17 protein-coding genes are annotated in these 26675 nt (G+C 41.2%); 11 read left to right on the forward strand and 6 right to left on the reverse strand.

Annotated elements, in window-relative coordinates; translation table 11 throughout:
- Positions 1 to 55 precede the first annotated feature (55 nt).
- From R3E32_14885 to R3E32_14905, 5 genes are all read left to right on the forward strand, one after another.
- Positions 56 to 589 (forward strand): MbnP family protein, encoded by a 534-nt coding sequence (locus R3E32_14885; GenBank protein MEZ4886018.1) that lies wholly within the window; start codon positions 56 to 58, stop codon positions 587 to 589.
- A complete protein-coding gene (locus R3E32_14890; GenBank protein ID MEZ4886019.1) occupies positions 514 to 750 on the forward strand; it encodes a hypothetical protein in 237 nt (78 codons plus the stop codon). Before R3E32_14885 ends, R3E32_14890 begins: the two co-directional genes overlap by 76 nt.
- Positions 722 to 1747, forward strand: a complete 1026-nt coding sequence (locus R3E32_14895; GenBank protein ID MEZ4886020.1) for a cytochrome-c peroxidase — start codon at positions 722 to 724, stop codon at positions 1745 to 1747. Before R3E32_14890 ends, R3E32_14895 begins: the two co-directional genes overlap by 29 nt.
- Positions 1744 to 2454: a YHYH protein gene (locus R3E32_14900; protein ID MEZ4886021.1), complete on the forward strand. Its 711-nt coding sequence runs from the start codon at positions 1744 to 1746 to the stop codon at positions 2452 to 2454. Before R3E32_14895 ends, R3E32_14900 begins: the two co-directional genes overlap by 4 nt.
- A gap of 94 nt (positions 2455 to 2548) precedes the next feature.
- Positions 2549 to 3718: an FAD-dependent oxidoreductase gene (locus R3E32_14905; protein MEZ4886022.1), complete on the forward strand. Its 1170-nt coding sequence runs from the start codon at positions 2549 to 2551 to the stop codon at positions 3716 to 3718.
- Between the two features lie 321 nt (positions 3719 to 4039).
- On the opposite strand, the gene R3E32_14910 is transcribed toward R3E32_14905, so the two are convergent.
- The 3 genes from R3E32_14910 to R3E32_14920 all read right to left on the reverse strand — a co-directional run bounded on the left by R3E32_14910 (position 4040) and on the right by R3E32_14920 (position 8008).
- Positions 4040 to 5515, reverse strand: a complete 1476-nt coding sequence (locus R3E32_14910; GenBank protein ID MEZ4886023.1) for a transposase — start codon at positions 5513 to 5515, stop codon at positions 4040 to 4042.
- A 463-nt stretch (positions 5516 to 5978) separates the two neighbouring features.
- Positions 5979 to 7619, reverse strand: a complete 1641-nt coding sequence (groL, locus tag R3E32_14915) for a chaperonin GroEL (GenBank protein ID MEZ4886024.1) — start codon at positions 7617 to 7619, stop codon at positions 5979 to 5981.
- 113 nt (positions 7620 to 7732) lie between these two features.
- Positions 7733 to 8008 (reverse strand): co-chaperone GroES, encoded by a 276-nt coding sequence (locus R3E32_14920; GenBank protein MEZ4886025.1) that lies wholly within the window; start codon positions 8006 to 8008, stop codon positions 7733 to 7735.
- A 33-nt stretch (positions 8009 to 8041) separates the two neighbouring features.
- Between R3E32_14920 and R3E32_14925 the strand changes: the two genes are divergently transcribed.
- Positions 8042 to 8239: a hypothetical protein gene (locus R3E32_14925; GenBank protein MEZ4886026.1), complete on the forward strand. Its 198-nt coding sequence runs from the start codon at positions 8042 to 8044 to the stop codon at positions 8237 to 8239.
- 161 nt (positions 8240 to 8400) lie between these two features.
- Here R3E32_14925 and R3E32_14930 read toward each other — a convergent pair whose 3' ends face one another.
- Positions 8401 to 9663 carry an aspartate kinase gene (locus tag R3E32_14930; protein MEZ4886027.1) on the reverse strand — a complete coding sequence of 421 codons (1263 nt, stop codon included), beginning with the start codon at positions 9661 to 9663 and terminating at the stop codon, positions 8401 to 8403.
- 68 nt (positions 9664 to 9731) lie between these two features.
- Positions 9732 to 10427 (reverse strand): NAD-dependent deacylase, encoded by a 696-nt coding sequence (locus R3E32_14935; protein ID MEZ4886028.1) that lies wholly within the window; start codon positions 10425 to 10427, stop codon positions 9732 to 9734.
- Between the two features lie 96 nt (positions 10428 to 10523).
- On the opposite strand from R3E32_14935, the gene rpsO reads away from it, so the two are divergent.
- Together rpsO and pnp are read left to right on the forward strand one after the other, a co-directional pair.
- Positions 10524 to 10805 (forward strand): 30S ribosomal protein S15, encoded by a 282-nt coding sequence (rpsO, locus tag R3E32_14940; GenBank protein ID MEZ4886029.1) that lies wholly within the window; start codon positions 10524 to 10526, stop codon positions 10803 to 10805.
- Positions 10806 to 11111: 306 nt separating this feature from the next.
- Entirely contained in the window at positions 11112 to 13379 is a 2268-nt protein-coding gene (gene pnp / locus R3E32_14945; protein MEZ4886030.1) for a polyribonucleotide nucleotidyltransferase, read from the forward strand.
- Positions 13380 to 13915: 536 nt separating this feature from the next.
- On the opposite strand, the gene R3E32_14950 is transcribed toward pnp, so the two are convergent.
- Complete coding sequence (locus tag R3E32_14950; GenBank protein ID MEZ4886031.1) at positions 13916 to 22291, reverse strand: choice-of-anchor L domain-containing protein; 8376 nt, start codon at positions 22289 to 22291, stop codon at positions 13916 to 13918.
- Positions 22292 to 22755: 464 nt separating this feature from the next.
- On the opposite strand from R3E32_14950, the gene R3E32_14955 reads away from it, so the two are divergent.
- The 3 genes from R3E32_14955 (at position 22756) to gldC (ending at position 26622) form a co-directional block, all read left to right on the forward strand.
- Positions 22756 to 23340: a hypothetical protein gene (locus R3E32_14955; GenBank protein ID MEZ4886032.1), complete on the forward strand. Its 585-nt coding sequence runs from the start codon at positions 22756 to 22758 to the stop codon at positions 23338 to 23340.
- Between the two features lie 225 nt (positions 23341 to 23565).
- The gene (glgP, locus tag R3E32_14960) at positions 23566 to 26127 is read left to right on the forward strand and encodes an alpha-glucan family phosphorylase (protein MEZ4886033.1); all 2562 of its coding nucleotides are present in this window, start codon (positions 23566 to 23568) and stop codon (positions 26125 to 26127) included.
- A 132-nt stretch (positions 26128 to 26259) separates the two neighbouring features.
- Positions 26260 to 26622 (forward strand): gliding motility protein GldC, encoded by a 363-nt coding sequence (gene gldC, locus R3E32_14965; GenBank protein ID MEZ4886034.1) that lies wholly within the window; start codon positions 26260 to 26262, stop codon positions 26620 to 26622.
- The last annotated feature ends 53 nt before the right edge of the window (positions 26623 to 26675 follow it).

The raw sequence follows: 26675 nt of genomic DNA on the forward strand, positions 1-26675 counted from the left end.
AAATGAAGTCTAAAGAACAATTACAAATTCAAAAATAATACCCCAAACTATCAATATGAAACGGCATTTTTTTCCAATCATCCTATTTATTTGTTTACTTCAATTGCAGGCGCAACCACAAGAACACACCCTACAGTTTATGCTGACCTTCAATGGCGAAACTTTGGAAATGGGTAAAAAATATTACCTCCCTTCCATAAAAGACAGCGTAGAATTGGAGACTTTGAGGTTCTATGTTTCAGACCTTCAATGGCTGCAAAACGAGGAAATCGTTGCTGCAATGGCGAAAAAACATTGGCTAATAGATGCAGAAAAAACCGAATCTCTCAAGCAGACTTTCACTACCGATTCCCTTTCAAAAAAACTTTTCAACAAGCTCCAATTCCAACTCGGAATAGACAGCCTCACCAACGTTTCAGGAGCTTTTGGCGGCGACTTAGACCCCACGAATGGCATGTATTGGACATGGCAAAGCGGTTATATCAACTTCAAATTGGAAGGCATCAGCAAAGTTTGCCCAGCCCGAAAAACCGTTTTCAATTCCATATTGGCGGCTACCAACAACCCTTCAATGCACTGCAAAACATAGACTTAGAAATTCCTGATGCTGACAACATTGAAGTAAATATAGCCATTGACCAACTCTTAACCCAAGTCAACTTAGCCAAACATTACCAAATCATGCAGCCCAGCCAAGAAGCCGTAGAAATGGCAAAATGGATTGCATCTATTTTTATTATTTCAAAATGAACCTCAAAACATTCTCCCCATCTTCATCGCCGTTCTTTGCATCTCATTCTCCACCCTCCATTTTGAAGAGCTGCAATATCCATCCCATTTCCCAAAGCCCCAATATGATTTTACCAAAAATCTACTTACCCCAGCAAAAATCGAACTGGGCAGAATCCTATTCTACGACCCCATTCTCTCCAAAGACAGCACCATTTCCTGCGCTTCCTGCCATTCACCCTACAACGCCTTTGCCCACACCGACCACGATTTGAGCCACGGCATCAATGGTGAAATCGGCACCCGCAATGCCCCCGCTTTGTTCAATTTAGCGTGGCAAAAAACTTTTATGTGGGATGGCGCAATCAACCATTTGGACATGCAAGCCTTAGCCCCAATTAGTCACGAAAAAGAAATGGGAGAAAGCATTGAAGCAGTCGTTGGGAAGCTGCAAAACAAGCCACTCTATCCACCTCTATTCTTCAAAGCCTTCAAAGACAGCACCCTTACAGGAGAACACCTTTTGAAAGCCTTGTCTCAATTTCAACTAACTTTGGTATCTTCCAACTCCAAATACGACCAAGTAAAAAACGGCACAACCGAATTTACCGAACAAGAGCAAAACGGCTACCAACTCTTTCAAATCCACTGCAATAGTTGTCACACAGAACCCCTATTTTCCAGCTACGATTTCGCCAACAATGGGCTTGAAGTCGACACCACACTCAACGATTTTGGGCGTTGGGAAATCAGCCAACAAAGTGCAGACAGTTTACAGTTCAAAATCCCCTCTTTGCGAAACTTGAGCTTCACCCACCCCTACATGCACGATGGCAGATTCCGAAAACTCCACCAAGTTCTCAACCACTACACCAAAGAATTGCAGCATAGCCCAACCATTGCAGAAGTGCTGAAAAAACCTATTGCCCTCACTTCCAACGAAAAAACAGATTTGCTTGCTTTCTCTACGATGCCGAAGGTTTGTATGTCATTGACGCTGCTAAACATTCTCCCTTGATTGGATTTGCCTATGATGGTTTTCCGATTTATGGAGCGTATGGCTACAAAAATGCTGACGGTTCGGGCGGTATTGAGCGAATCAAATCGAGCTACCACAAGCGAAACATCACCGAACGCACCCACGCTGCAAATGGGGAGGATGTGGATGATGGACCTGTTATCAGTGCGACCTATCCTTTAGGTTATTTTAGAGAAGATTACGAATACATTGTCCATCCAGATGAAGACTATTTGGACGAACACAATGGGCGTTTTTGTGTGACACCTGAATATCCAGAAGGAACGTATGCGTATTTCGCAACGGTTGATGAAGATTGGAATTCCGCCTATCCGTATGTTGTAGGACCTACTTTCTATGGTGTATATGCCAATAGAAAGGTTACTTCTGTCACCGAAGCCACAACTGTTTATACCGACACAGGCACGGGTATTTCCGAAACTCCCTTCAATGCTTTAGAAATCAATGCTTTTCCAAACCCTTCATCCGACTTGATTGCCGTTCAGTTGGGCGGCTTGGTGGAAGATGATTTGCAGGTGGATTTGCTGGACATTGCAGGAAAAGTAGTAAGTTCTACCAAAATCAGCAAAGGTAGAACGATTGCCTATTTTGATGTTCAAACGGTTTATGCGGGTGTTTACTTTATCCGAATTTCCAGCAATGGGTTTCATACTATTAAGAAGGTGATTGTGGGTAAGGATTTTTAAAAGAACCTTGTTGATAGAGGAATTTGTTATTTTTGATGAATTGGAGAGAAGCCTCTTTTCACGAGCAGCTGCCTTTATGAGTAATTTAAACAAGATGACAAGAAAAAATTTCATCAAAATTTGTGGAATTCTTGGAGTGAGTATTCCATTTCAAGCTTCGTTGAGTTCCTGCGAGAAAGAGGATATAGATGCGCCTAACTTTTCGGGAAAGGTACTCATTATTGGTGCGGGGGCAGGAGGGCTGTCTTCGGGCTATTTGCTCAAACAACAGGGAATAGAATTTGAAATATTGGAAGCGTCGCCAGACTATGGGGGGAGAATGAAAATCAATACAGACTTTGCTGATTTTCCCATACCCTTGGGGGCAGAGTGGCTGCATACAGATACCAGTATCTTTCAAAAAATGGTGAACGATTCGGCTATTCAGGTCAATGTGAATACGGTTAACTACAATAGTGAAACAGACACGAATGCACTTTGGGAGGATGGGGAATTGACTGTTAGCGGGCTCGATGATTCGGATATCAAATTTGTCAATTCCTCTTGGTTCAATTTTTTTGACGAATACATCGTTCCTTTTATTGCAGACCGCATAAGCTACAATACCATTGTTCAATCCATTGATTACTCAGGCGAACAAGCAGTCGTTCATACACAAAACGGACAGTATATAGCGGATAAGGTAATTGTCTCCGTACCACTTAAAATTCTACAAGATGGAGACATTGGTTTTCAACCAACATTGCCGCAAGATAAATTAGATGCGATAGCAGAACCTCTTATTTGGGCAGGATTCAAGGCATTTATTGAATTTTCTGAAAAATTTTATGATACCCAAATTGACGTTGAAATAAGCCCTGCAAGTGATGGAGAAAAACTGTATTATGATGCTGCTTATGGTCAAAATACCTCCAAACATATATTAGGTCTGTTTGCCGTTGGCAAACCTGCGTTGGATTATATGATTCTTTCTGGAGATGCATTGAGGGATTTTATGCTCAGTGAATTGGACGACATGTATTCAAATCAAGCAACGCCCAATTACCAGAAACACATTACCCAAAATTGGAACAACGAACCTTTCATTAAAGGTGGCTATATGACTTCTCATGCAGATTGGAGAACTGTAAGGGAACTCGGTAAGTCCGTAGCGGATAAAATTTACTTTGCAGGTGGAGCCTACACCGATGGCGAAGATTGGGTTGCTGTCCATACCATTGCACAGTCTGCAAAGGATGCAGTGGAAGAAATTGTTAATGGCTGAATATTTTGATAGCTCGCTAAATCTATATAACCTCAAGGTATTTAGCGAGCTATCCTGTGAAGTATTTTTACTGATTCCCAAAGTCAAATAGCCAAAGTTGTTGGCAATTAATACTCGTTATAAAAACATTTGAAATTTATAGTATTATAGGTTTACTCTTATTTAAGTTTCGCATCGCCACTTAAAAAAGTAAGCATTTGTTAGTTAATTGTTTTTATGTTTTAATATAAGATATTTATAGATGTTGATAGATTATAAATAATTGTAAATAAGCCACTTAGTTATGTTTTTCCATTTAGGTTCTAAACAAATGCTTATCTCCTATTCATCTTGTACTTTAAGCTGCACCATACCCGAAAATAATTGCCTGAAATCGTTGTCATGAATAATTAACTGCAAGACCAGTTCCATATCACATTCTATCTTTTGAACCAATCGTGTGAGAATAGAAATCATGATTTGCCACAGCCTTTGAGCAATCGTTGCTTGAATATATTGGTCTCTGATAGCTCTGAATAAGCCGCCAATCGTTTCATAATCTGAAAAGCGTTTATGCAAACTCAACATAACATATTGAATCAAAGTTAAAGTGGTATGAGCAATATGAGCATCAAAATCTCTGGAAGCACATTTTTGAATACCTAAAAGTTGCTTTACTTCTTTGAAAAAGACCTCAATAGACCATCGAATAGCATAGATTTCCATAGCCTGAGTAAAACGAAGGCTTGTTTGGGTAGTCAGTAAAAGTCTCCATTTGCTTCGTTTAGTATACCTAACAAAAAACAACTTGACTTCCATACCTTTATAATCCACCACCACGGTATAATAATAACACCCAAGTAGGCGGCATCTTTTGGGCTTACGTTTATGAACTTTTCGCAATGTTTTTAAAATCTGCCCAGCTGACATTTCTTTGGATAAATAGTTGTATTTGGCATTGCCCATTTTACAAGCAGCCACTATGTGAATGACTCCTTGTCGAAGTAAACGGATAGCCTTCAATGTTTTTTCGCAGCAGAACCAAGCATCAAACAACACATAATCAGGTACATATCCATGTTTCAATGCTCTTTTTATCATGCTGATTAGTTGGCTATTCTTATCCCTATCCAATTCCTTAAACCGTTCATAACCTGCCGATAATTTAGCTCTAATTTTACGATATTGTTTTTTGAGCGCCCTAACAGGTAAACCAAAACGATAGCGTTGGCGATTTTGCCCTTCTCGGTGCAAGGAAAAATCTAAAGGTCGAAAGTTGATTCCATCAAAATAGCCTAAGACCAAGAGTTTGAAGCCCAAAACAGTACATTTGAGAGAATGGTCATGAACTTTACTGATACCTTCGATGGTTTTGCCTGTATGGTTCACTGGGCTATCATCAGCAGTCAAACACTTGTACTTCGGTTTCATCCCTTTTCTTTCCTCCTCACTCAATTTCACCATATGTTTGTCAGCCAGCTCATTATAGCGTTTATTAAATCGGTATAGAAGCTTACGCCAATTTATCCATTCATTGTTTTTTAAACGATACAAACAATCTTTTGCTCCTTCAAAAACATGACTGTAAGCACCATTCGAGAATCCATGAATACTATCGACTCCCAAAAAAGGAAGCAGCAGCAGTGTGAGCATTAGCACAGAAATAGGATAACCTTGGGTTTTGAGTAAGTCTAAGGGATAGCACAAGCTTTTCAATTGAAAGGGTTCATAAGCTCGGGCTAAAGCATCTACAATATTATTTTTTTTCAGTAGGCTTTTAATTTCGTGTACTTTTTGTATCTTGCAATCAGGCAGCATAATTTTTGTATTTTGTTTATAGTGAATCAAATATACATATTTTATGCTGTTTTTCCTCTTTAACAAACAAGTTAATTTCCTTCAAAACACTTTGTGTGTAAATAAATTATAAATATTTATTTACAGTAATTATAGTGACGAAAAAGTGCTTTCCTTAAATGGAATTCGAGATTTAGGAGAGTAATTTACAAAGATTTAGCTCATTTAAGCCGATTGTATATAATTATTTTAAGCCTCTTTTTCAGTAAAAAAGTAGGTGCGAAACTTAAGACTCTTAAATCCAATCACTAATTGAAGCGTGACCATTCAAGGTATAAATGTGACATCTTTTTGAAAAAAATAATAACCATCAAATAAACAATCCCCCTCCGTCTATAAAAGACAAAGGGGGATTGTTTATTTGCATATCAAAGAATGCATACAGGAAGTAAAAACATCCAGTATTTACTCTCCAATCATTCTCTTACATCATACCACCCATACCGCCTGGCATTCCGCCTCCGCCGTGCATGTGAGGAGCTTCTTCTTGTGGTTTGTCCACAATCAAACACTCGGTCGTCAACAACATACTGGCGATAGAAGCTGCATTCTCCAAAGCAACACGGGTAACTTTGGTTGGGTCAATTACTCCTTCTTCGAGCAAGTTGCCATAGGTTTCAGTACGAGCATTGAAGCCAAAAGCGCCTGAACCTTCTTTCACTTTCTGTACGATGACCGAACCTTCCAAACCAGCATTGGCACAAATTTGGCGTAAAGGCTCTTCAATAGAACGTTTCACGATTTCGATACCAGTTGTTTCATCGTCATTGCTACCTTTCAAACCTTCCAAAGAAGCGATGGCTCTGATAAACGCAACACCACCACCTGCAACAATACCTTCTTCAACAGCTGCACGAGTAGCGTGAAGTGCATCGTCCACACGGTCTTTCTTTTCTTTCATTTCGACCTCAGTAGGTGCGCCTACATACAATACTGCTACACCACCTGACAATTTAGCCAAACGCTCTTGCAATTTTTCACGGTCGTAATCAGAAGTAGTAGATTCTGTTTGTGCTTTGATTTGACCAACTCTTGCAGCAATGCTTTCAGAGTCACCCTTACCATCCACAATCGTTGTATTGTCTTTGTTGATGACCACTTTATCTGCACGACCTAAGAAAGTTAGGTCAGCATTCTCCAATTTGTAGCCACGCTCTTCAGAAATCACAATACCACCTGTCAAAACGGCAATATCTTCCAACATGGCTTTTCTTCTGTCACCAAAACCTGGAGCTTTCACTGCTGCAACTTTCAGCGCACCACGGATTTTGTTTACCACCAAAGTAGCCAATGCTTCTCCGTCAATGTCTTCTGCAATGATCAACAATGGACGACCTGTTTGTGCTACCTTTTCCAAAATAGGTAACAAGTCTTTCATGCTGGAAACCTTTTTGTCGTAAATCAACAAGTAAGGGCTTTCCAAATCCGCTTCCATTTTTTCGGCATTGGTCACAAAGTAAGGAGATAAGTATCCTCTGTCAAACTGCATACCTTCCACTACTTCAACATAGGTATCTGTACCTTTGGCTTCTTCAACAGTGATGACTCCTTCTTTCTTCACTTTCTCCATCGCTTGAGCAATCAATTTACCAACTTCTGCATCATTATTTGCAGAGATAGTACCGACTTGCTCAATTTTTTTATTGTCGTCACCCACTTGTTGTGATTGACTTTGAAGACTTTCTACTACTACTTTCACTGCTTTGTCAATACCGCGTTTCAAATCCATAGGATTTGCACCTGCAGCCAAGCTTTTCAAACCAGCTGTCACGATAGCTTGTGACAAAACCGTTGCAGTAGTCGTACCGTCACCTGCCACATCAGAAGTTTTAGAAGCTACTTCTTTCACCATCTGTGCGCCCAAGTTTTCCATTGGATCTTCCAATTCAATTTCCTTGGCTACTGTCACACCGTCTTTGGTGATGATTGGAGAGCCAAATTTCTTTTCGATTACTACATTTCGCCCTTTAGGACCCAAAGTTACTTTTACCGAATCAGCTAGAGCATCTACACCTCTTTTCAATTTTTCTCTTGCTTCGGTATTGAATTTAATTAACTTCGCCATAATTTTATAAGCTATTTTTTACTATGTTTTTTATTAAAATTTTAAGAGTTAAACCTTTTTATTTGTAAAGCAGTCGTTCGCCGTCAAGCGTTGTCCGTCCACCGTCCAAAGATTTAGACTACTGCAAAAATATCAGACTCACGCATGATAAGGTAATCGCTACCGTCAACTGTCAATTCTGTACCTGCATATTTGCCGTACAATACTGTGTCGCCTACTTGAACCATCATTGGCTCATCTTTTTTACCTGGGCCAACTGCTTTTACAATGCCTTTTTGTGGCTTTTCTTTTGCAGTATCTGGAATGATGATTCCACCTTTAGTTGTGGTTTCTGCTTGGGCAGGTTCTATCACTACTCTATCAGCTAATGGCTTAATATTAAGGCTCATATTCTGAATAATTTTGATTTGTGAAATTAAAAAATGTTTGTATCGCTTCTATGCTATCATATCCTATGCCAAGCTATTTTGACTGCCAAAGTTGCAGGGATTACTGACTTTTGGGAAAAGATAGGTGTCATTATTGCGGATGAAGGATTTGTGAAAACTATTGTTGCTTCAAGTGACTTTTGTAAAAAAACATTACCAAATAGTCAATTTAGACTTTGGACGAAAGATTAAAGACATAAGACAAGAAGTTTTAAATCATTGACGGCGAAGGAATTAAGTAAAATTGCATTAAAAATGCAATTTACTCATAACCAAATATTTACTTCTTTTGTCTTTCTACTTATGTCTTTCGTCCAAAGTCCAAAAAGGATGGGAGTTTAATTTTTGTTGTACTAAGCCTTCACCACCATTTGCAAGGTATCTCTGCCTTTTTGAGTCATTAAAATATCTTTTCCTTTGGTATAGATTTTCACAGAAGCAGGAGTATAATGCCTCAAAGTAATGATTTCAACATTGGCGGTCGTTTGAAGGTTGTAATCCTTCAATAAATCCACCAATAACTCCTTGATTCGGTTGGGTTTGTTGTCAATACAAGCTTTGAAACTAATCGCACCATTTTGACTTAAATTGGTTTTGATGCGGTATTTGGCAAATAACTCATAGATGTGCGCCAAATTGTTTTCTGCCATAAAAGAAAAATCTTTGGAGGAGATGGACAGTAGCAATTGTTCTCGGTCGAAAACAATGATGGTCGGCAACGGTTCACGAGATTCGTCGCCGTGAATCGTTGTACCAACAGCACTTGTGTCTATAAAAGACCGTACATGAAGCGGAATGTTCTTGTTTTGAAGGGGTTTGATGGTATTGGGGTGAATGACTTTTGCGCCGTAATAAGTCATTTCGATGGCTTCGTAATACGACAATCTAGGAATCTTGACAGTTTCTTTGACCACTCTTGGGTCGGCATTCAAGATAGCAGGCACGTCTTTCCAGACAGTCATGGAATCTGCATTGAGAACATTGGACAAAATTGCAGCTGTATAATCGGAACCTTCTCGCCCAAGAGTGGTGGTAAATCCTTCATTTGTTCCCCCTAAAAAGCCTTGTGTGACAATCATTTCCTTGTTCAATATAGATGGGAAGGCTGCTTGTACATTGGCGGTAGTAGCAGACCAATTCACCTGCCCTTCTCGATAGGTATTATCGGTTTTGATGTGATTTCGGATGTCTATCCATTGATTGGCAGTACCTTCGGCTCTCAAAAAATGGCTGATGAGTGTGGTAGAAAGCAACTCGCCTGCTGATACGATTTGGTCGTAAATGAAATTGAAGGGAACTCGGTTGTGTTTGTTGAGCCATTCCTCAATCTTGGTAAAAATACCCACTAAATCTTCCTTCAATGCTTCGGGAACAACTTCAAAAAGAGCTGATGCTGTTGCCAATAATTCCTCCTTTATAGTTTCAAAAAGAGCGATGGCTCGTCCTGTTTGATCGTAGTAGGCATTGGTAACGTCCTCTAAACTATTGGTGGTTTTGCCCATTGCAGAAATTACAATTACCAATTTTTCGTCTTTATACTGTTGTAATATTGCTGCTACATTGCGAATCGCTTGGGCATCTTGTACTGATGCTCCTCCAAATTTAAAAACTTTCATTGTGTTGATAACGAATTATTTATTTCTGTTTACTGTTTTAGGCAACATCTAAGGTACAGCGAAAAAACTTATTTTTCCAACAATCTCTCCACCAATCTTGTCACTCCAACTGTTGCTTTTTCTTCAATGGTGGTCAAATTGCGAATGTGGTAGACACTCTCTGGAATGAATGGGTCTATCAAATACTTGGGAACACTATCCTCTACATAGTGAATCAGGGAAGCTGCAGGATATACGACCATTGAAGTTCCGACTACTATAAATATATCGGCATCATAAGTCGAAAAAGTAGCTTCTTGCATCATCGGTACTGCTTCTCCAAACCATACAATGTGTGGACGCAGTTGCGCTCCTTTATCGCAGAGGTCGCCCATTTGAATTGCCTTTCCACCTATATCATAGATAAGTTCAGGGTAGCGGGTACTGCGAACTTTGGTGATTTCCCCATGCAAATGTAGCACATTGGAGGAACCGCCTCTTTCGTGAAGGTTGTCGATATTTTGGGTAATGATCTGCACTTCATATTTTTCCTCCAACCTCGCCAATGCTTTGTGAGCATCATTGGGTTGTGCTTTTACGACATCGGCACGTCTAAGGTTGTAGAAGTTCAGCACCAGTTTGGGGTTTTTCTTCCAGCCTTCTGGTGAAGCTACTTCCATAATATCATGACCTTCCCACAATCCACCGCTCCCTCTAAAGGTAGCAATTCCACTTTCGGCACTAATTCCAGCACCTGTCAAGACAACTATTTTTTGTTTTTTCATTGTATTATCTATTTTGTAGCAAAATTGTATAAAAAAGCGTATTTTTGCACCAAATTTGAAGAATTTTAAAAAAGTATAAAAAATAGATTAATCAACATGAGTGAAACTACTTATTTATCGTCAGCGGATAAACGTGAAATGTACAAAGAGTTTGGCGGTGCAGAAACAAATACAGGTTCTTTTGAAGCACAAATTGCAATTCTAACCAAAAGAATTGCTCATTTATCAGAGCATTTGAAAAGAAATAAAAAAGACCATGTAACCAGAAAAGCTTTGATTACAATGGTAGGAAAAAGACGTAAATTCCAACGTTACCTTCAAAAAACTGACATTACTCGTTATAGAAACATTATCCAAAAATTAGGATTGAGGAAATAACATCCAGCCAAAATGAGAATAGAAATTTGAAGGGAATTACCTCAATTTCTATTCTCATTTTTTTATGCGTATAATCTTGCATTTCACACCCTACTTATTGAAGTAAGATTTTACTTTCTGTTTTTGAAAGAAAAGGCTGACTGAATCATAAAAAGTCGCTATCCCTCCTACAATGTAGCCTCGAATAGACCATTCAGTATTGCTTTGGCTTATTCTTTATCAGATGAATATACTTAAAAAATTGATAGATATTAAATTAAATCAAAATGCGGTTGTCGCATTCATTAAACCCTTTAAAAATAGCTTATGAGCAATTGGAAGGTATTCTCCAAAACGATTGACCTTGGAGATGGAAGAGAAATAACTATAGAAACAGGTAAATTAGCCAGACAAGCAGACGGAGCTGTGCTTGTACGTATGGGAGATGCCGTCTTGTTAGCTACGGTGGTATCTAAGAAAGAAGCAAAAGAAGGAATGAATTTTTTCCCGTTATCCGTTGATTACCAAGAAAAATTTGCAGCAGCGGGGCGTATTCCTGGAGGATTCTTCAAACGTGAAGCCAGACCTTCTGAATACGAAATTTTGATATGTCGTTTGGTAGATAGAGCCTTGCGCCCATTGTTTCCTGATGAATACTACAATGAAACACAAATATTAATTTCTTTGATTTCGGCTGATGTGGAAGTGATGCCTGATGCCTTGGCAGGTTTGGCGGCTTCTGCTGCTATTGCTGTATCAGATATTCCTTTCAATGGCCCAATTTCGGAAGTGAGAGTTGCTCGTATTGATGGTAAATTGATAATCAATCCATCGGTTTCAGAGGTTGAAAAAGCAGATTTGAATATCTTAATGGGAGCAACTGAAGCCAACGTGATGATGGTCGAGGGTGAATCTCATGAATGTTCGGAAGAAGATTTGGTAGAAGCGATTCGATTTGGTCATGATGCTATCAAAATTCAATGTCAAGCACAAAACGAATTGCGTGCAATTTGTGGCAAAGAAAAACGTGAAATTGAATTGCCGGAAGGTGATGAAGAATTATATGCTCAAGTCGCAGAATTGGCTAGCGATAAGGTATATGAAGTAGCCAAAAGTGCTTTGAGCAAAAAAGACCGTCAGGAGTCGTTTTCTACTATTCAAGATGAAGTTATTGAAGCCATGTTTGGGGAAGAAGAAGAACCTGATTCCGGCAAAATGGACTTGGCTAAAAAATATTTCCACAAAGTAGAAAAGGAGGTTATCCGCAAGATGATTTTGACCGATCGTACAAGATTGGACGGCAGAGAACTGAATGAGGTTCGGCCTTTGTTGATTGAAACAGGTATCTTACCTTCTCCCCATGGCTGTGCATTGTTTTGTAGAGGGGAAACGCAATCACTCACAACTTGTACACTTGGTACAAAACAAGATGAGCAGATGCACGACAAAGCTATTGGACTTTCTTTCTCCAATTTTATGCTACACTACAACTTTCCTCCATTTTCTACGGGCGAGGCAAAACCTATGAGGGGTACAAGTCGTCGAGAAATTGGACACGGTATGTTGGCCATGCGCTCTTTGAAGCAGGTGATGCCTGATGATGCAGACAATCCATACACTATTCGTGTGGTATCTGATATTTTGGAATCTAACGGTTCTTCTTCTATGGCAACGGTCTGTGCTGGTTCATTGGCATTAATGGATGCGGGTGTACAAATCAAAACGGGTGTTTCGGGTATCGCAATGGGTTTGATTACCGATGGTAATGACTTTGCCGTATTGTCCGACATTTTGGGTGATGAAGATCACCTTGGAGATATGGACTTCAAAGTGACAGGTACAAAAAATGGTATTTGTGCGGTACAAATGGATATCAAAGTAGAAGGATTACCCTACGAAATTTTAACAAAAGCATTGCATCAAGCAAGGGAAGGACGCTTACACATCTTATCTCAAATGGATGAGATTATGGATACTCCTCGTTCTGAACCGAAACCTCATGCACCTCGTATTGTGAAAATTTTCATTCCTGGGGATATGATTGGTGCGATTATCGGACCTGGTGGTAAAGTGATTCAAGCGATTCAGAAAGAAACAGAAACGGTCATCGTGGTTCAGGAAGATGCTGAAAACAAACGTGGCGAAGTGATGATTTCTTCTAGCAATAAAGCATCTATTGATGCCGCAGTGAAGTGGGTTGAAGAATTGGTGGCAGTGCCAGAAGTAGGTACAATCTATGAAGGTACGGTTAAAAGTGTGGTTGACTTTGGCGCATTTGTAGAATTTATGCGTGGAAAAGAGGGCTTACTACACATCTCCGAAATTTCTTGGAAACGATTGGAGAATATGGACGATGTTTTTGAAGTCGGTGAGAAAGTAAAGGTGAAGTTATTGGATATTGACCAACGCAGCGGCAAATTCAAATTGTCTCGAAAAGTATTGCTCGAAAGCCCTTATGGTGACAGCGATAGAGGTGGTGATCGTGGTGGCGACCGAGGTAGAGATAACCGAGGTGACAATAGAGGTCGTGACAATAATAGAGGAAGAGACAACCGAGGCGGCGGTGGTAGAAGAGATGACCGCAATAGAAGATAATTTAGTTATTGGTAATTTGTAACGATTGATTTGATTGATTTTTCAAATCATCTCACTGATTATGCATATTTTACCTGAAAGGTGCTAACCGAATGTGATGTTTGGTTAGCACCTTTTTTTGTGTTTGAATAGATTGTGCCTGAACGGAAACTCTCAATCATTTGACTATCAAAACATAACTAATTGTTTAAACAAGCGAACTTTTTGCCTATATTTCACGAAGATTCTATATTCTTGTAATAACTTGTTCCTAATTCATTAGGAATTTATTGAAGGTATTGGTATTCTTGAAAATCCAAAAAAGTTCAAATGATTTTTTGCATCCAATAGTTTGACTGTGAACTCCTTGCAAGATTCCGTTCAGACACTAGATTGAAATAGGGGGTATTTGCATACAACAATCCCACAAAATAAAATTCTTACTCAAAATCTGTGAAAGTAAACTTCAGAAGTTCGGTCTTAGAAAAATAATGCCGCTATCTTTTTGATAATCAATATTTAACAAGCTGAAACTTCCGAAGTTTTTGTCCGAAACACTACCGTATCAAAGAAATATTCCCCTTCACAAACACCTCCTCACCATCAAACGAGAATGCCCGTACATAAAACACATAAACACCCAATTCTGCATTTTCATCCTTGTATGTACCATCCCAAAAATCGTCCAAGCTATAGCCTACAAACAATTCTTCACCCCAACGACTAAATACCTTAAACTCCACACTTTCAATGTTTTTACCTTGCACTTGGAACACATCATTGATACCGTCACCATTCGGAGAAAAGGCATTTGGAACGGTCAGAATCGGAACAGGAAGGATGTCCACAAATACCTCATTGGTTGCCGAACAACCATATTCGTTTGTAGCAATGATGGTATAATTCGTTGGATCAAAAGGTTGTGCGGTCGTGTTTAGACAATCGTTGCAGCCTGTGAGGTTATCGAGTGAAGGCAACCATTCAAGGCTGATAACTTCACCCAAATCGGAGTTCACCGTTGCACCCAAGTCAATCACTGTTCCGCTCTTAATCATCTGAATATCTGACACTTCTACACTAATATCCGAAACCACCAAATCCAAGACTATTTCATCCACACAAACCCCATTGTCCACGCTCAATGCTATCGCATAAATGCCCGTTGAAGTCCAGTCAATCGTATGCGGACCTACTTCATTGGAGGTCGAGCCATTGCCGAAATCCCATTGAAGGGTCGAGCCATCGGGTAAATTACCCACAAAAGAAAGCGTAGCCGTTTCACCCAAACAAATCACCTCAGGCATTGCCATTGCCGCAATTGGCTCATCCACAATGGTTATTGTTTGATTAGCAGAAAAAACGCAACCCATTTCGTCTATATAGGTGTAGGTAATCGTGTGTTCGCCAATCCCTGCAAGCGTTGGGTCAAAAGCACTGCCGTTCCATCCTGTTCCTTCAAAAACACCACCTTCGGGCGTAGCCTTCAAACTTACTGCCGCTTCATTGATACAAAAAACATCATTCGAAACTTCAATCGCTAACTCCAAATCAGGACAATCCGCCAAAGTTGCACAAGATTGAATCGCCACCTCACTGTTGCTGCAATTGTCTGGCCCCAATGCCGTTACCGAAATCACCACCGTCAAATCATCGTCAATTCCCGCCAACAAATACGACAATTCATCTGCCGAAACCGTATCGGTAATCCCCAAATCGGTTTCGATGCTGTAACCAATTGCACCCACTACCGCTGTCCACACAAACTCCAAACTATCAGTCGTTTGATAGCTGCAACCCACAATTGGAGGAGGAATGAAGCCAGGTACGGTCACTAGAATTGAAGCCAAACAGCCATTGCCATCTCGCACACTCACATTGTAAATGCCAGGACGTAGATTTGTAGCAGTTGGTGTAAATTGTGGTGGGTCAGTGTCCCATTCAAAATTGAAAGGAGCAGTGCCACCCAAAACCTTCACTGTTGCCGAACCTGTCCCTTCCTCCACACAGTCCGAAACGGTCACATTTTCTAAACTCAATTCAGGGGCATCCAAATTCTCCAACAAAAATTCTCGGCTGTCGCTGCAATCGTTGGCATCCGTCAAAAGAAGTAAGTAAGTACCTGCTGCCAAATCGCTTATTTTGGCTTCATTGCCGATGATTTCATCCGTTTCGCCAGAATGCCATTCATACACAAACGGCTCAGTTCCATCCTGTACTACCAATGCCGTAATCCGTCCGTCACTTGCCCCACAAGTTGCAGGACTAACAGTTGCGCCCAAAATAGAAGGAGGAGGAATGTCTTCAATCACGAAATTTTTGGAGGAAATACAGCCGCCTTCATCTTCGGCAGTCAAGGTGTATTCTCCTGCTGTAAGTCCATAAATATCCACATTTTCGCCCAAAACAATCCCTGATGCGTCTGCCCAAGTAATCACCAAAACGCCTGTTCCACCGCTCACTTCAACGCCTGTAATGCGTCCGTCAGTACTGCCACAAATAGTTTGATTCGCCACCCCTCCACTGATTGCAGGTGCGCCGACATCCGACACATTGAAACCCAAACTAACCTCGCAGCCATTCGCATCTATTGCAGTCAAAGTGTATTCTCCTGCCGCCACATTGGTCAAATCTATTTCATTTCCAAACACTTCTCCCTCCGCATTTTCCCATCGGTAAGTATAAGGTTCTTCTCCTCCTTCAATTTTTACGCCCAACACACCACCATCGCTGTTGCCACAAGAAGATAAATCCACTGTTCCTTCGCTCAGAGTTGGTGCATGAATGTCGGCAATCACAAACGCCAAATCCGTTTCACAGCCATTGTCGTCCGTAATAATGACCGTATAATTCCCTGCAACTACCTCACTCAAAACCTCCTCCGTTCCGACCACATTGCCGTTCACATCCCACCATTCAAAGTTGAAAGGTGCTGTACCCCCTTCAATGTCAATCCCTTCAATGCTGCCATTCGCATCACTACAAGTCGAAGCATTCACCAATCCGCCCGAAGCCGTTGGGCTTGCTTCATCCAAGACTTCAAAATCCAAATTCGCCCGACAACCATTTCCATCCGTCACTTCCAAAATATAATCCCCTGCCGCCACATTCAGCAAATTCGCATCCGTTCCTGTTCCTGTGTTTTCGTAGGCATTGCTTTCGGTATCTCGCCAATTGAAGGAATAAGGAGGAACACCCCCTTCAATCACCACATTAGATATGCCTCCATTTGCTTCACTACATCGTGCATTGTCCACCAAACCTTCAATGATTTGCGGCGCAACTTGGTCTGGAATCTCGTATTGCATTTCATCTTGACAGCCCTTTTCATCGGTGATGTAGATGGTATAAATACCTGCCGAAACGTCTGTCAATTGTAGTTCAGTGCTGATTTCATTGTTGTTGCCATCTCGCCAAGAAAAAGTCAGCAACCCTTCTCCGTTCTCTACCTCAATGCCTTGAATACTTCCGTTTGCCTCGCTGCAAGTTGTTGGCGTAACCAAACCGCCAAGCAATCCAGGGGGAGGATTGTCCACTATATAAAAACTCAAAGTAGTGATGCAACCACTCACATCCGTTGCAGTCAGCGTATAAACCCCTTCAGGTATTGCCGAAAGGCTAATGTCGTTTCCAAAAGTTTCACCATTTTCGTTTACCCAAGCATAAGTATAGGGCTCTGTGCCTCCTTCAATGCTGATATCAGTAATACCTCCATCGGCTTGTCCGCAGTTGGAATAATTGATTACCCCACCACTTAGTTGTGGCGCAGCTTCATCAAAAGTGGTAAAACTCGCCTCAACACTGCATCCATTTTCGTCTGTTACTATGAGCGTGTATTCACCTGCTGCAATGTCGGTCAAATTCAATTCATTACCAACGATTTGTCCGCTTGTATTTTGCCACTCATAGACCAGTTCACCCGTCCCATCATTCACTTCAATGTTTTGAATCGCTCCATCTGCCTTGCCACAAGAAGAAGGTAAAACATTGCCGCCCAAAAGTTGAGGCGCAATTTGGTCTTCAATTGTCCATTGAATGGAGGTCAAACAACCATTGGCATCCAAGATCTCCAAAGTGTAACTGCCTGCCACTGCATCGGTCAAAAAATTTTCATTACTCACTATTTCTCCCAAATTGTTCAACCAACTGTATTCAAAAGGTTCTGCTCCATCCAACACTTCAATTCCTTCAATGCTTCCATTGGCTTCGCTGCAAGTCGTTGAAGTGACTTCTCCACCCTGCAATTGAGGTGGCAAAGCTTCGGGTACAAACATTTCGATATTGTGAAAACAGCCATTGAAGTCAGTTATTTGTAGTGTATAATTTCCTGTGGGCAAACTTTCTATGTCCAATTCATTGCCAAGCGTTTCACCCGTTTCGTTTTTCCATTCTAAGGTAAAAGGCTCAGTTCCTCCTTCAATACTTACGCCACTTATCGTTCCGTTTGCTTCTCCACAAATCGTTTCGGTAGCTGTTCCAAGACTCAATTTTGGTGAAGGCATATCTTCCAAATCAAATTGAAGGCTGACCGCACAACCTTTGCTATCCGTAACAATAAGAGTGTAAGTTCCTGCCACGACATCCCTCAATTGAAGTAGAGAAGAGGTAATATTGTCTGTTTCCAAAACTTCGCCAGTTCCGTCTTGCCATTCGTAGGTGAATGGTGCAACTCCACTTTCTAAGGCAACATTGGTTATGCTCCCATTGGCTTCGCTGCAAGTTGTGTTTTGCAGTTCACCACCAATAAGTTGTGGAGCTTCGAGGTCTATAATATTGAAGTTAATCTCAGTTTCGCAACCATTTTCATCGCTGACCAGCAAGGTGTAATTTCCTTGTGGAATATTGCTCAGTTGTAGTTCATTACCCAAAATTTCACCAGCCTGATTTTGCCACTCATACACCAATTCACCTGTGCCTCCACTTACTTCAATACCATTGATAGCACCATCGTTGTTGCTGCAAGAAGAAGGCAAGATTTCACCACCTGATAATTGAGGAGGAGGAATGTCCATGATTTCTATGCTGATATTTGTAGTGCATCCATTGCCATCCATTGCAGTGAGAGTATAGATTCCCGCCAAAGTATTTTCTAGGTTCAATGAAGTAGCAATGAGGCTATCTGCTTCGTTTCGCCATTCGAGGGTGAAAGGTTCGATACCTCCTGAGAGTTGTGTTCCTTCAATCTTGCCATTGCTGTCACCACAAGTTGAGGGTGTAGCAATACCTGCTGTCAATATAGGAACGGGTACTTCGAGTACTGCAAAAGAAATTACATCAGTACAGCCATTGGCATCTGTCACCTGCAATGTGTAATCTCCCAAACCTACGTCTTGTAGCTCCAGTTCATTGCCTACTACTTCACCGTTACTGTTTGTCCATTGGTATTCAAAAGGGGGGCTTTCGCCCTCGGCACTGATGTTGGTGATGCTACCATTGTCTGCTCCACAAATGGTGGGTGTTGTTTCGCCGCCTTCAAGTGTAGGGCTGGGTTCATCCATAATGGTATAACTTAATGTGTCAGCACAGCCGTTGATATCGGTGACTATCAATGTATAATTTCCTGCCAAAACGCCGTATAAGAACAAGTCGTCTTCAATGACATTTCCATTTTCATCTTGCCATTCGTAGAAAAAAGGAGCAGTTCCGCCATTGATGAAAATATCTGTGATTGCGCCATTGGCTTCGCTACAAGTCGAAGGATGTATAGCAGCACTGTTGATTTGGGGAGGGCTCGTATCTTCAATATTGAAATCGAGGGTTTGGGTACAACCATTGCCGTCTGTTACCAAAAGGCTGTAATTTCCTGCGGGAACATCCATCAAGTCAATAGCATTTTCACCCACTTCATTTCCATTTTCGTCTGTCCAGACATAATTGAATGGAGGTGCACTGCTTTGTATGCCAATACTGGTAATGCTACCATTGCTGTTTCCACAACTTGCATTGTTGGGATTTCCACCTATTAATGTTGGAGGAGGAATGTCTGCAATGCTCATTTGAAGGCTATCTTGACAACCGTTTATGTCACCAACTATTAGGGTATAGTTTCCAGCAAAGGCATTTTCAAGGTCTATGTTGTTGCTGATAATGTTACCGAGTTCGTCTTTCCAAAAATAAAAGTACGGTTCTGTGCCTCCGCTTACGCTTGCGCCTGTAATGCTGCCATTATCTGCGCCGCAAAGCGCATTGGTTGCTATTCCTGCGCTTAGAATAGGAGGTGTATTTTCGTCAATCACAACTACTAAGGTATCGGTGCAAAACAGTCCATCACTAACGATTAGGGTGTAGTTACCTGCTGCAATTGATGTTAGGCTGGGGGTATTGCCGATTTGTGTGTCGGTTTGGTCGTACCAGAAAAAGGTATATGGTTCTGTACCTCCTGATACGAGAACATTATCAATTCCTCCATCGTTGTTGCCACAACTGGCAGGACTGGGTATTGCGCTGTTTATGTTCAAATTACTGACTGCAACTTCTGGTGTACCTGAGAATGTGCCTTCACATCCATTTGAGTCTGTGATGCTGATGATTTCATAGGTACCTGAAACGGTTGCATCTAAAATGAATGAACCGCTTGCAGAAGAATAGGTAAAGTTATTTGTGCCATCTGTATAAACAAGGTCAAAAGGAGCTTGACCGCCAGAGATTGTAAACTCAATATTGACTACATCGTTGTCATTGCATAGTGTGCCGCCTCCACTGAGTATGATGTTGGGAGGTGTAAATTCTTCAATGGAAGCCAAGCCGTCAATAATGCCATTACAGTTGCTGTCGTTCAACTCAATGAGTGTGTAATCGCCCACACTATTGACGATTAAAGCATAAGGATTGTTGGTAATATTGGTTATAGGTGCTTGAACTATCCCATCAATAGCATAGGTAAATGACCAAGGTGCTTCACCTGTAAAGGAAACGGTTAAATTCATGTCTGCGGTTTCACCAGGACACAACAAGCCTGTTCCACTGATATTAGCGGTTGGCTGATCTTCAAAATTGAAGCTGATGGTTTCGGTGGAACTTCCGCAATTGTTGGTGAGAGTGTATGTAACCGAAAAGGGGGGCAGAACAGTTGCTTGGGCAACAGCAAGGTCAAAAGTGCCTGCATTGGCATCTGTGATGCCTGCACCTGACCATTCGCCGCCTGGTTCGGAGGCTTGCAAGGTAATTGGCTCGCTATCACCACACAAAATCGAAGGTGCGATAATGTCAATGGGGGGGGGAGGAAGTTCAAAAGTGACATTGACAGCAGAGGTAGCACTATTGCCGCAGATGTCAGAAACGGTGACGGTGTACGTTCCTGATGTGCCCGCCACCACATTGAAGTTGAGGGAGGGAGTAGATGCACCGTTGCTCCATTGGTAGGTATAGGGTTCGATACCTCCAGAGGGGTTTGGGTCGAGTGTTGCAGGGTCATTGAAGCAGTAGCTTTGTTCGGTCAGTTCTGCTTCTAATAGAGAGTTGTCTAAAATAATGATTTCGGCAGGCAAAGACCCCGCATCATCACATATACAAAAGTTGTTGAGAACGGTAACGATGATGGTTTCTGGACCTTCAAAAATACCGTCTAAGAAAGCGGTAATGTCAATTTGAACGCTGGTTTGTCCTACTGGAATGATAACAGAACTGGGGAGCGGTGTGTAATCTACACCTGCTGTTGCAGTTCCTGTCACTACAAAATCTATGGTAAATGGTTGACTAAGATCTTCGGTATTGCCTCTTTCAAAAAGAAAGAATCCATCTTGACAACCTTCGTACATTTCATTGGAGGCAGTAGGCGAGCTGTTGATAGTGGCTGAAACCAATGCGCCTTCTCCTGCTGCAAAACTGTTGGCTTCCAAAAATACCGCAGAATCAAAGAAGGAGTCACCCACATCTGCAACGGCAAGTTTGATGTGGTAAGTTTGGCAGGGAGTGACATTGGCTGTGGCAGTAAGGACGGTCGTAAAACCATCAAATTCAAGACTTGCCCCTCCTATGTTGTTTACATAATAAGCGGAATTGTCGAGGCTGGTACAGTCAGGGAAATCAGCTTCTGCTCCAACTGATCCGTTGTTGACAGAATTGATGGCTACGGGGATAGATGTGCCTGGGACTAAGGCAATGTTTTGGCTGCCAGTGAACCCAGGGCCAGAGATGAAAAAGGCAAAAACATCGTTGTATTCGCTGCAAACATATTCGGGATACTCATCAGAGGCAAATACATAATTGAAGCTAATTTCGTTGGTGGTAGGAACAAAGTCAAATTCCAATACAGAGGCATCTTCAGTTGCTTGACCAGAACTAGAAACGATGGTATTTAGATCTGAATCACCTGAAGCAAGTAAATCGTCTGTAATGCCAGAGGAGTTGTTGATACCTGGAATACTGTTTATATAACCTGTGGACAAAACGATTCCCTCTCCAATGCCAATGGCTCCACCACTTGAAAAACTCCCTACTGCGCCTGAGGTGCCTGTGAAGGTGATGTTGGAAACATCTACACAACTTCCTGATACAAAAAGGTCTTCGACCAATTCGGTGACACTGTATTCGGATGTACTGGTACTCAGAATGGATGGGCATTCACTGGAACAACTCCATGAGGCTTCCCAACCGTCCCAATTGATAGATCCATCGGAATCAAAATGAAGGGTGACACAGCCGCTATCGGCATATATATTGACAGGCCCTGAAGTTCCTTGAAGGGTTGCGAGGAGTGGTGCGCTTGTGGAATTGCCGTTGTGAACATACAATAAATCGTAAAAATTAGGTCCTCCTCCGAAAAAACCTCCATTGTCAAATTCAAGGTCTATATAGTCGAATTCTAATACCAAACATTCACAGGTGACTGTGGGACATATCGTAAAGACTAAATCCTGGTTGTTGCCATAATCTCCATTCGGTCCGCCACTATCGTACAGTGTGCCAGTGACATCTGTCACACTGTTGTTACTCATGTTGTAGATTTGTGCATTGGCAATAGAGGATGTAAAGAGAATGCACACAAAAATTAGTAATACTCTCATCATTGAAGCCGTTTATTTGTCAAAACCAATCCTATTTTTCTGATTACATTAGAGATAGCATTGGCGCAAAGTAGTTTGATTGTCAGTTTAGTAAAATAGAGGGCTGTTAGGGAATGAACAACAAATAGGGCTTCAAACTTAGGGTATGGTTTAGACACCTATTTCTATTAAAACCTTCGGTATAAGCAAGGCATATTACATTTTGAGCAATAGAGAGAGAGGGCTACAAATATACCAATAGTTTCTATGAAAAAAATGTAATGACTATGGTGAAGGGAAATCTGCTATTTTTCTGACAAAATAGGGTTTTTTGGATTGTGTTTGAAGCAATGAAACTATTTATATGCTTCAAAGGTTTTGCTAAAACAATATCCAATATCCAATATCCAATATCCATGAAAACCCAACGTCTCTACCGCCCCATCGGTCTCAAAGAATTAGAACTCATTCTGAGCGCAAATCCTCACGCCTATCCACCTCGATTGTCGTGGCAGCCGATTTTTTACCCTGTTCTCAACTTCGACTATGCCGCCCAAATCGCTCATGATTGGAATACCAAAGATGCAGGTTCTGGATTTTGTGGTTTTGTGACCGAATTTGAGATTTCAAGTGCGTACCTCCAGCAATTTGAAGTGCAGAATGTGGGTGGACATGAACACAATGAACTGTGGATTCCTGCCGAGCAATTGCAGGAGTTCAATGGGCAAATTGTTGGTGAGATTAAAGTGACGGCTGCTTTTTATGGGAAGGAATATGTTGGTAAAATTGAATCTTCTGACCGCTTTAATCAAATGGATGCAAAGGATCAATATAGCTATTTCTTAAAGGAAATGGAAAATGGTGAAAATTTGCAGAAATTGGTACAACAGGAATGGATTGCAGTACAAGCAAATATGGGTTTTTGGAAGCAAATAGAAGGGGCAAATGACGGATTGTTGGAGCAGATTGAAATTATACTGGACTTTGGACGAAAGAAGTAGGAAGCAAGATGCGAGATATAAAGAATTGATAATTAAAATCTTAATTCATTGAAATAATTAAGTTCAAATATTTGATTATCAGTCAATTAAATTCCTGTTTCTTGCCTCTTTACTCCCTCGTCCAAAGTCTAAAATAATAAAAGTGTTGAGTTGAGAACCAAAAATAAACCGTATCTTTGTCGCTTGCCTAAAACAATCTGAATTATTCACAAAAAATAAAATACCATGTTAGGACAGTTACAAGACAACCGTCTGAAACTCAAGAGAATTTTCATTGAGTCCAACCTCCCAAAAGACTTGCAGCCACTCAAAGAATTGGCGCAGAACCTTTGGTGGTCATGGAATCAAGAGGCAATTGAATTGTTTGAATACATTGCAGGAGATCAGTGGGAAGCCATTCACTACAATCCTGTAGAATTGCTACAAAGTGTTGGTGTGAATCAAGCCAAAAAACTATTGGCAGATGAGGCATTCATGACCAAACTTCAAAAAGTAGCAGCACAGTTTACCGCTTATATGGCAGAAAAGCCAACCGAAAATTCGCCAAAAATCGGTTATTTCTGCATGGAATATGGTCTGCATACTTCCATGCGCTTGTATTCAGGTGGTTTGGGCGTTTTGGCAGGTGACTTTTTGAAGGAAGCCAGCGATATGAATGTAGATATGTCGGCTGTAGGATTGCTCTATCGTTATGGATATTTTCAACAGGAACTTTCGCTATATGGTGATCAAGCAGATAAATATCCACCTCAAAAATTTACCCAACTTCCCGTCCAACCCGTCAAAAATGACAAAGATGAGTGGGTAAAAATCACCATCGAACTCCCTGGAAGATTCGTATTTGCCAAAGTTTGGGAACTCAATGTAGGGCGCATCAAGCTCTATTTGTTGGATACCGACATTGACGAAAATAGCTGGGAAGACCGTAGTTTGACCCATCGTTTGTACGGTGGTGACAACGAACACCGCTTGAAACAAGAAATATTACTGGGCATTGGAGGTGTTAGGGCATTGAAGGCCATGAACATCGCACCCAATGTCTATCACTGCAATGAAGGACACGCCGCATTTTTGGGCTTGGAGCGTTTGCAGAACCTCATCGAGGAACACGAATTGAGTTTTGCAGAAGCGGTAGAAGTTGTGCGTTCTTCGGCTTTGTTTACCACACACACGCCTGTTCCCGCAGGCCATGATTATTTCCACGAAGGTTTGTTGAGAAACTATTTGTACCACTATACAAAAGGGCTGAACATCACATGGGAACAATTGATGGCTTTGGGTAAAATAAATGCTGATGACATTCATGAGTTATTCTCTATGAGCCACTTAGCTATTCGACTTTCGCAAGAAGTCAATGGAGTGAGTAAGCTACATGGTACGGTTTCCCAAAAAATGTTCAATGTATTGTATCCTGCCTTCAACTATGAAGAACTACATGTGGGATATGTAACCAACAGTGTTCACTATCCTACTTGGATTGCTAACGAATGGTCTGAACTGCACAAAAAACTGACCAACAATCAATTGGTTCACGACCAATCCAACAAAACACATTGGAGAACCATTGATGAAGTATCTTCTCAACAAATCATGGACATTCGTCGCAAATTGAAGCGAAAACTCCTCAGTTTTATCAAAACCAAACTTCAAGCGGATTTGATGCGACAAGGCAATAATCCAAGAACTATTTTTGAAGTGCTGAACGGTATCAACGAAAATGCCTTGATATTTGGTTTTGCTCGCCGATTTGCAACCTACAAACGTGCCCACCTTTTGTTCTCCAATTTGGATCGTTTATCCAAAATCGTGAACAATGTGACACAGCCTGTATTGTTCGTCTTTTCGGGTAAAGCTCACCCCGCAGACAAAGGTGGACAAGCACTTATCAAGCACATTGTAGAAGTATCGAAAGACCCAAGATTTGCAGGTAAAATCTTGTTTTTGGAGAATTACCACATGGAATCTGCCAAATTGTTGGTACAAGGAGTAGACGTTTGGTTGAACACACCGACTCGTCCAAAAGAAGCTTCTGGTACAAGTGGCATGAAGGCTGCAATGAATGGGGTAATGAATTTCAGCGTGTTAGACGGTTGGTGGGCAGAAGGCTACCGCCCCGATGCAGGTTGGGCATTGACCGACAAACGTACCTACAACAACCAAGAGTTGCAAAACGAGTTGGATGCTGAAACGATTTACAACGTCCTCGAAACAGAAATCATTCCGACCTATTTCCATACTGATGAGCACGGAATTTCTGAATCTTGGGTAGGTTTTATCCGCAAAATCATCGGAGAAGTTGCTCCAGATTTCACCATGAAACGCATGATGGACCACTATTTTGAGCGGTTCTACAACAAACTTTATACGAGAGGGAAACTGTTGGCAGCCAACGATTTTGAGAAAGCAAAAGAAATCACCGCTTGGAAACAAAACCTTCGCAGTGTTTGGTCACAATTGGATGTTGTGTCTATGGATGTCTATGACACCGACAATCATTCCTTGCCTTTGGGCGATCACTTCAATGCTTCTATCACCTTCCAACTGAATGGAATGAAGGTGACAGATTTTGATGTAGAAATTGTTTTCTTCCAAAGAGAAGACGAAGACAACCTCAAATTGATTCACCAGCGAAAGCTAAAACTGACCGATCACAAAGCCGATTATGCGACTTTCCAATGCCAAATCGAAGCTACGGAAGCGGGTGTCTATGAATATGGATTCCGCATTGTACCACAAAACTCACTCTTGCCTCACAAACAAGATTTTGAGTTGGTTAGGTGGTTGTAAAATCTAATTTTCCTTTTTACTTCAAATAAAAATGTCCCTGCAATAAAATTTTGCAGGGGCATTTTTTTATCATCCACCTACAAAGCCCTTTGGACTTTCTTATCTTTGCAGCTTACACAAAAAAATCAAACAATGGCAGATTCAAACGAAGATAAAATAGTCCGTTCAACAGAAATCAAAGTACAAATCCACCTCAACGAAGCCAAAATGCCTGTGGCAATGGATTGGGATGCATCCGATAGTCCTATAAAAGGGGCAAAACCCTGCAAAGCGGCAATGGTCGCACTTTGGGATGGGGAGGCAAAAATCACCCAAAGACTCGACTTGTGGACGAAAGAAATGCAAGTTGATGAAATGAGCTACTTTTTCTTCCAGACCTTTATGACCATGGCAGATACCTTCAACCGAGCTACCAACAACAAAGAGGCAAGCATGGATATTCGCCGATTTGGAGAAGAATTTGGAAGGAAATTGGGTTTATTTGATCAGAAGTAACGATTAGCAAATGATTGATTATTAACCGATTAATAATAATTGAATTTTGATCC

The sequence above is a fragment of the Chitinophagales bacterium genome (genome assembly GCA_041392475.1).
Classification (GTDB): domain Bacteria; phylum Bacteroidota; class Bacteroidia; order Chitinophagales; family UBA2359; genus JAUHXA01.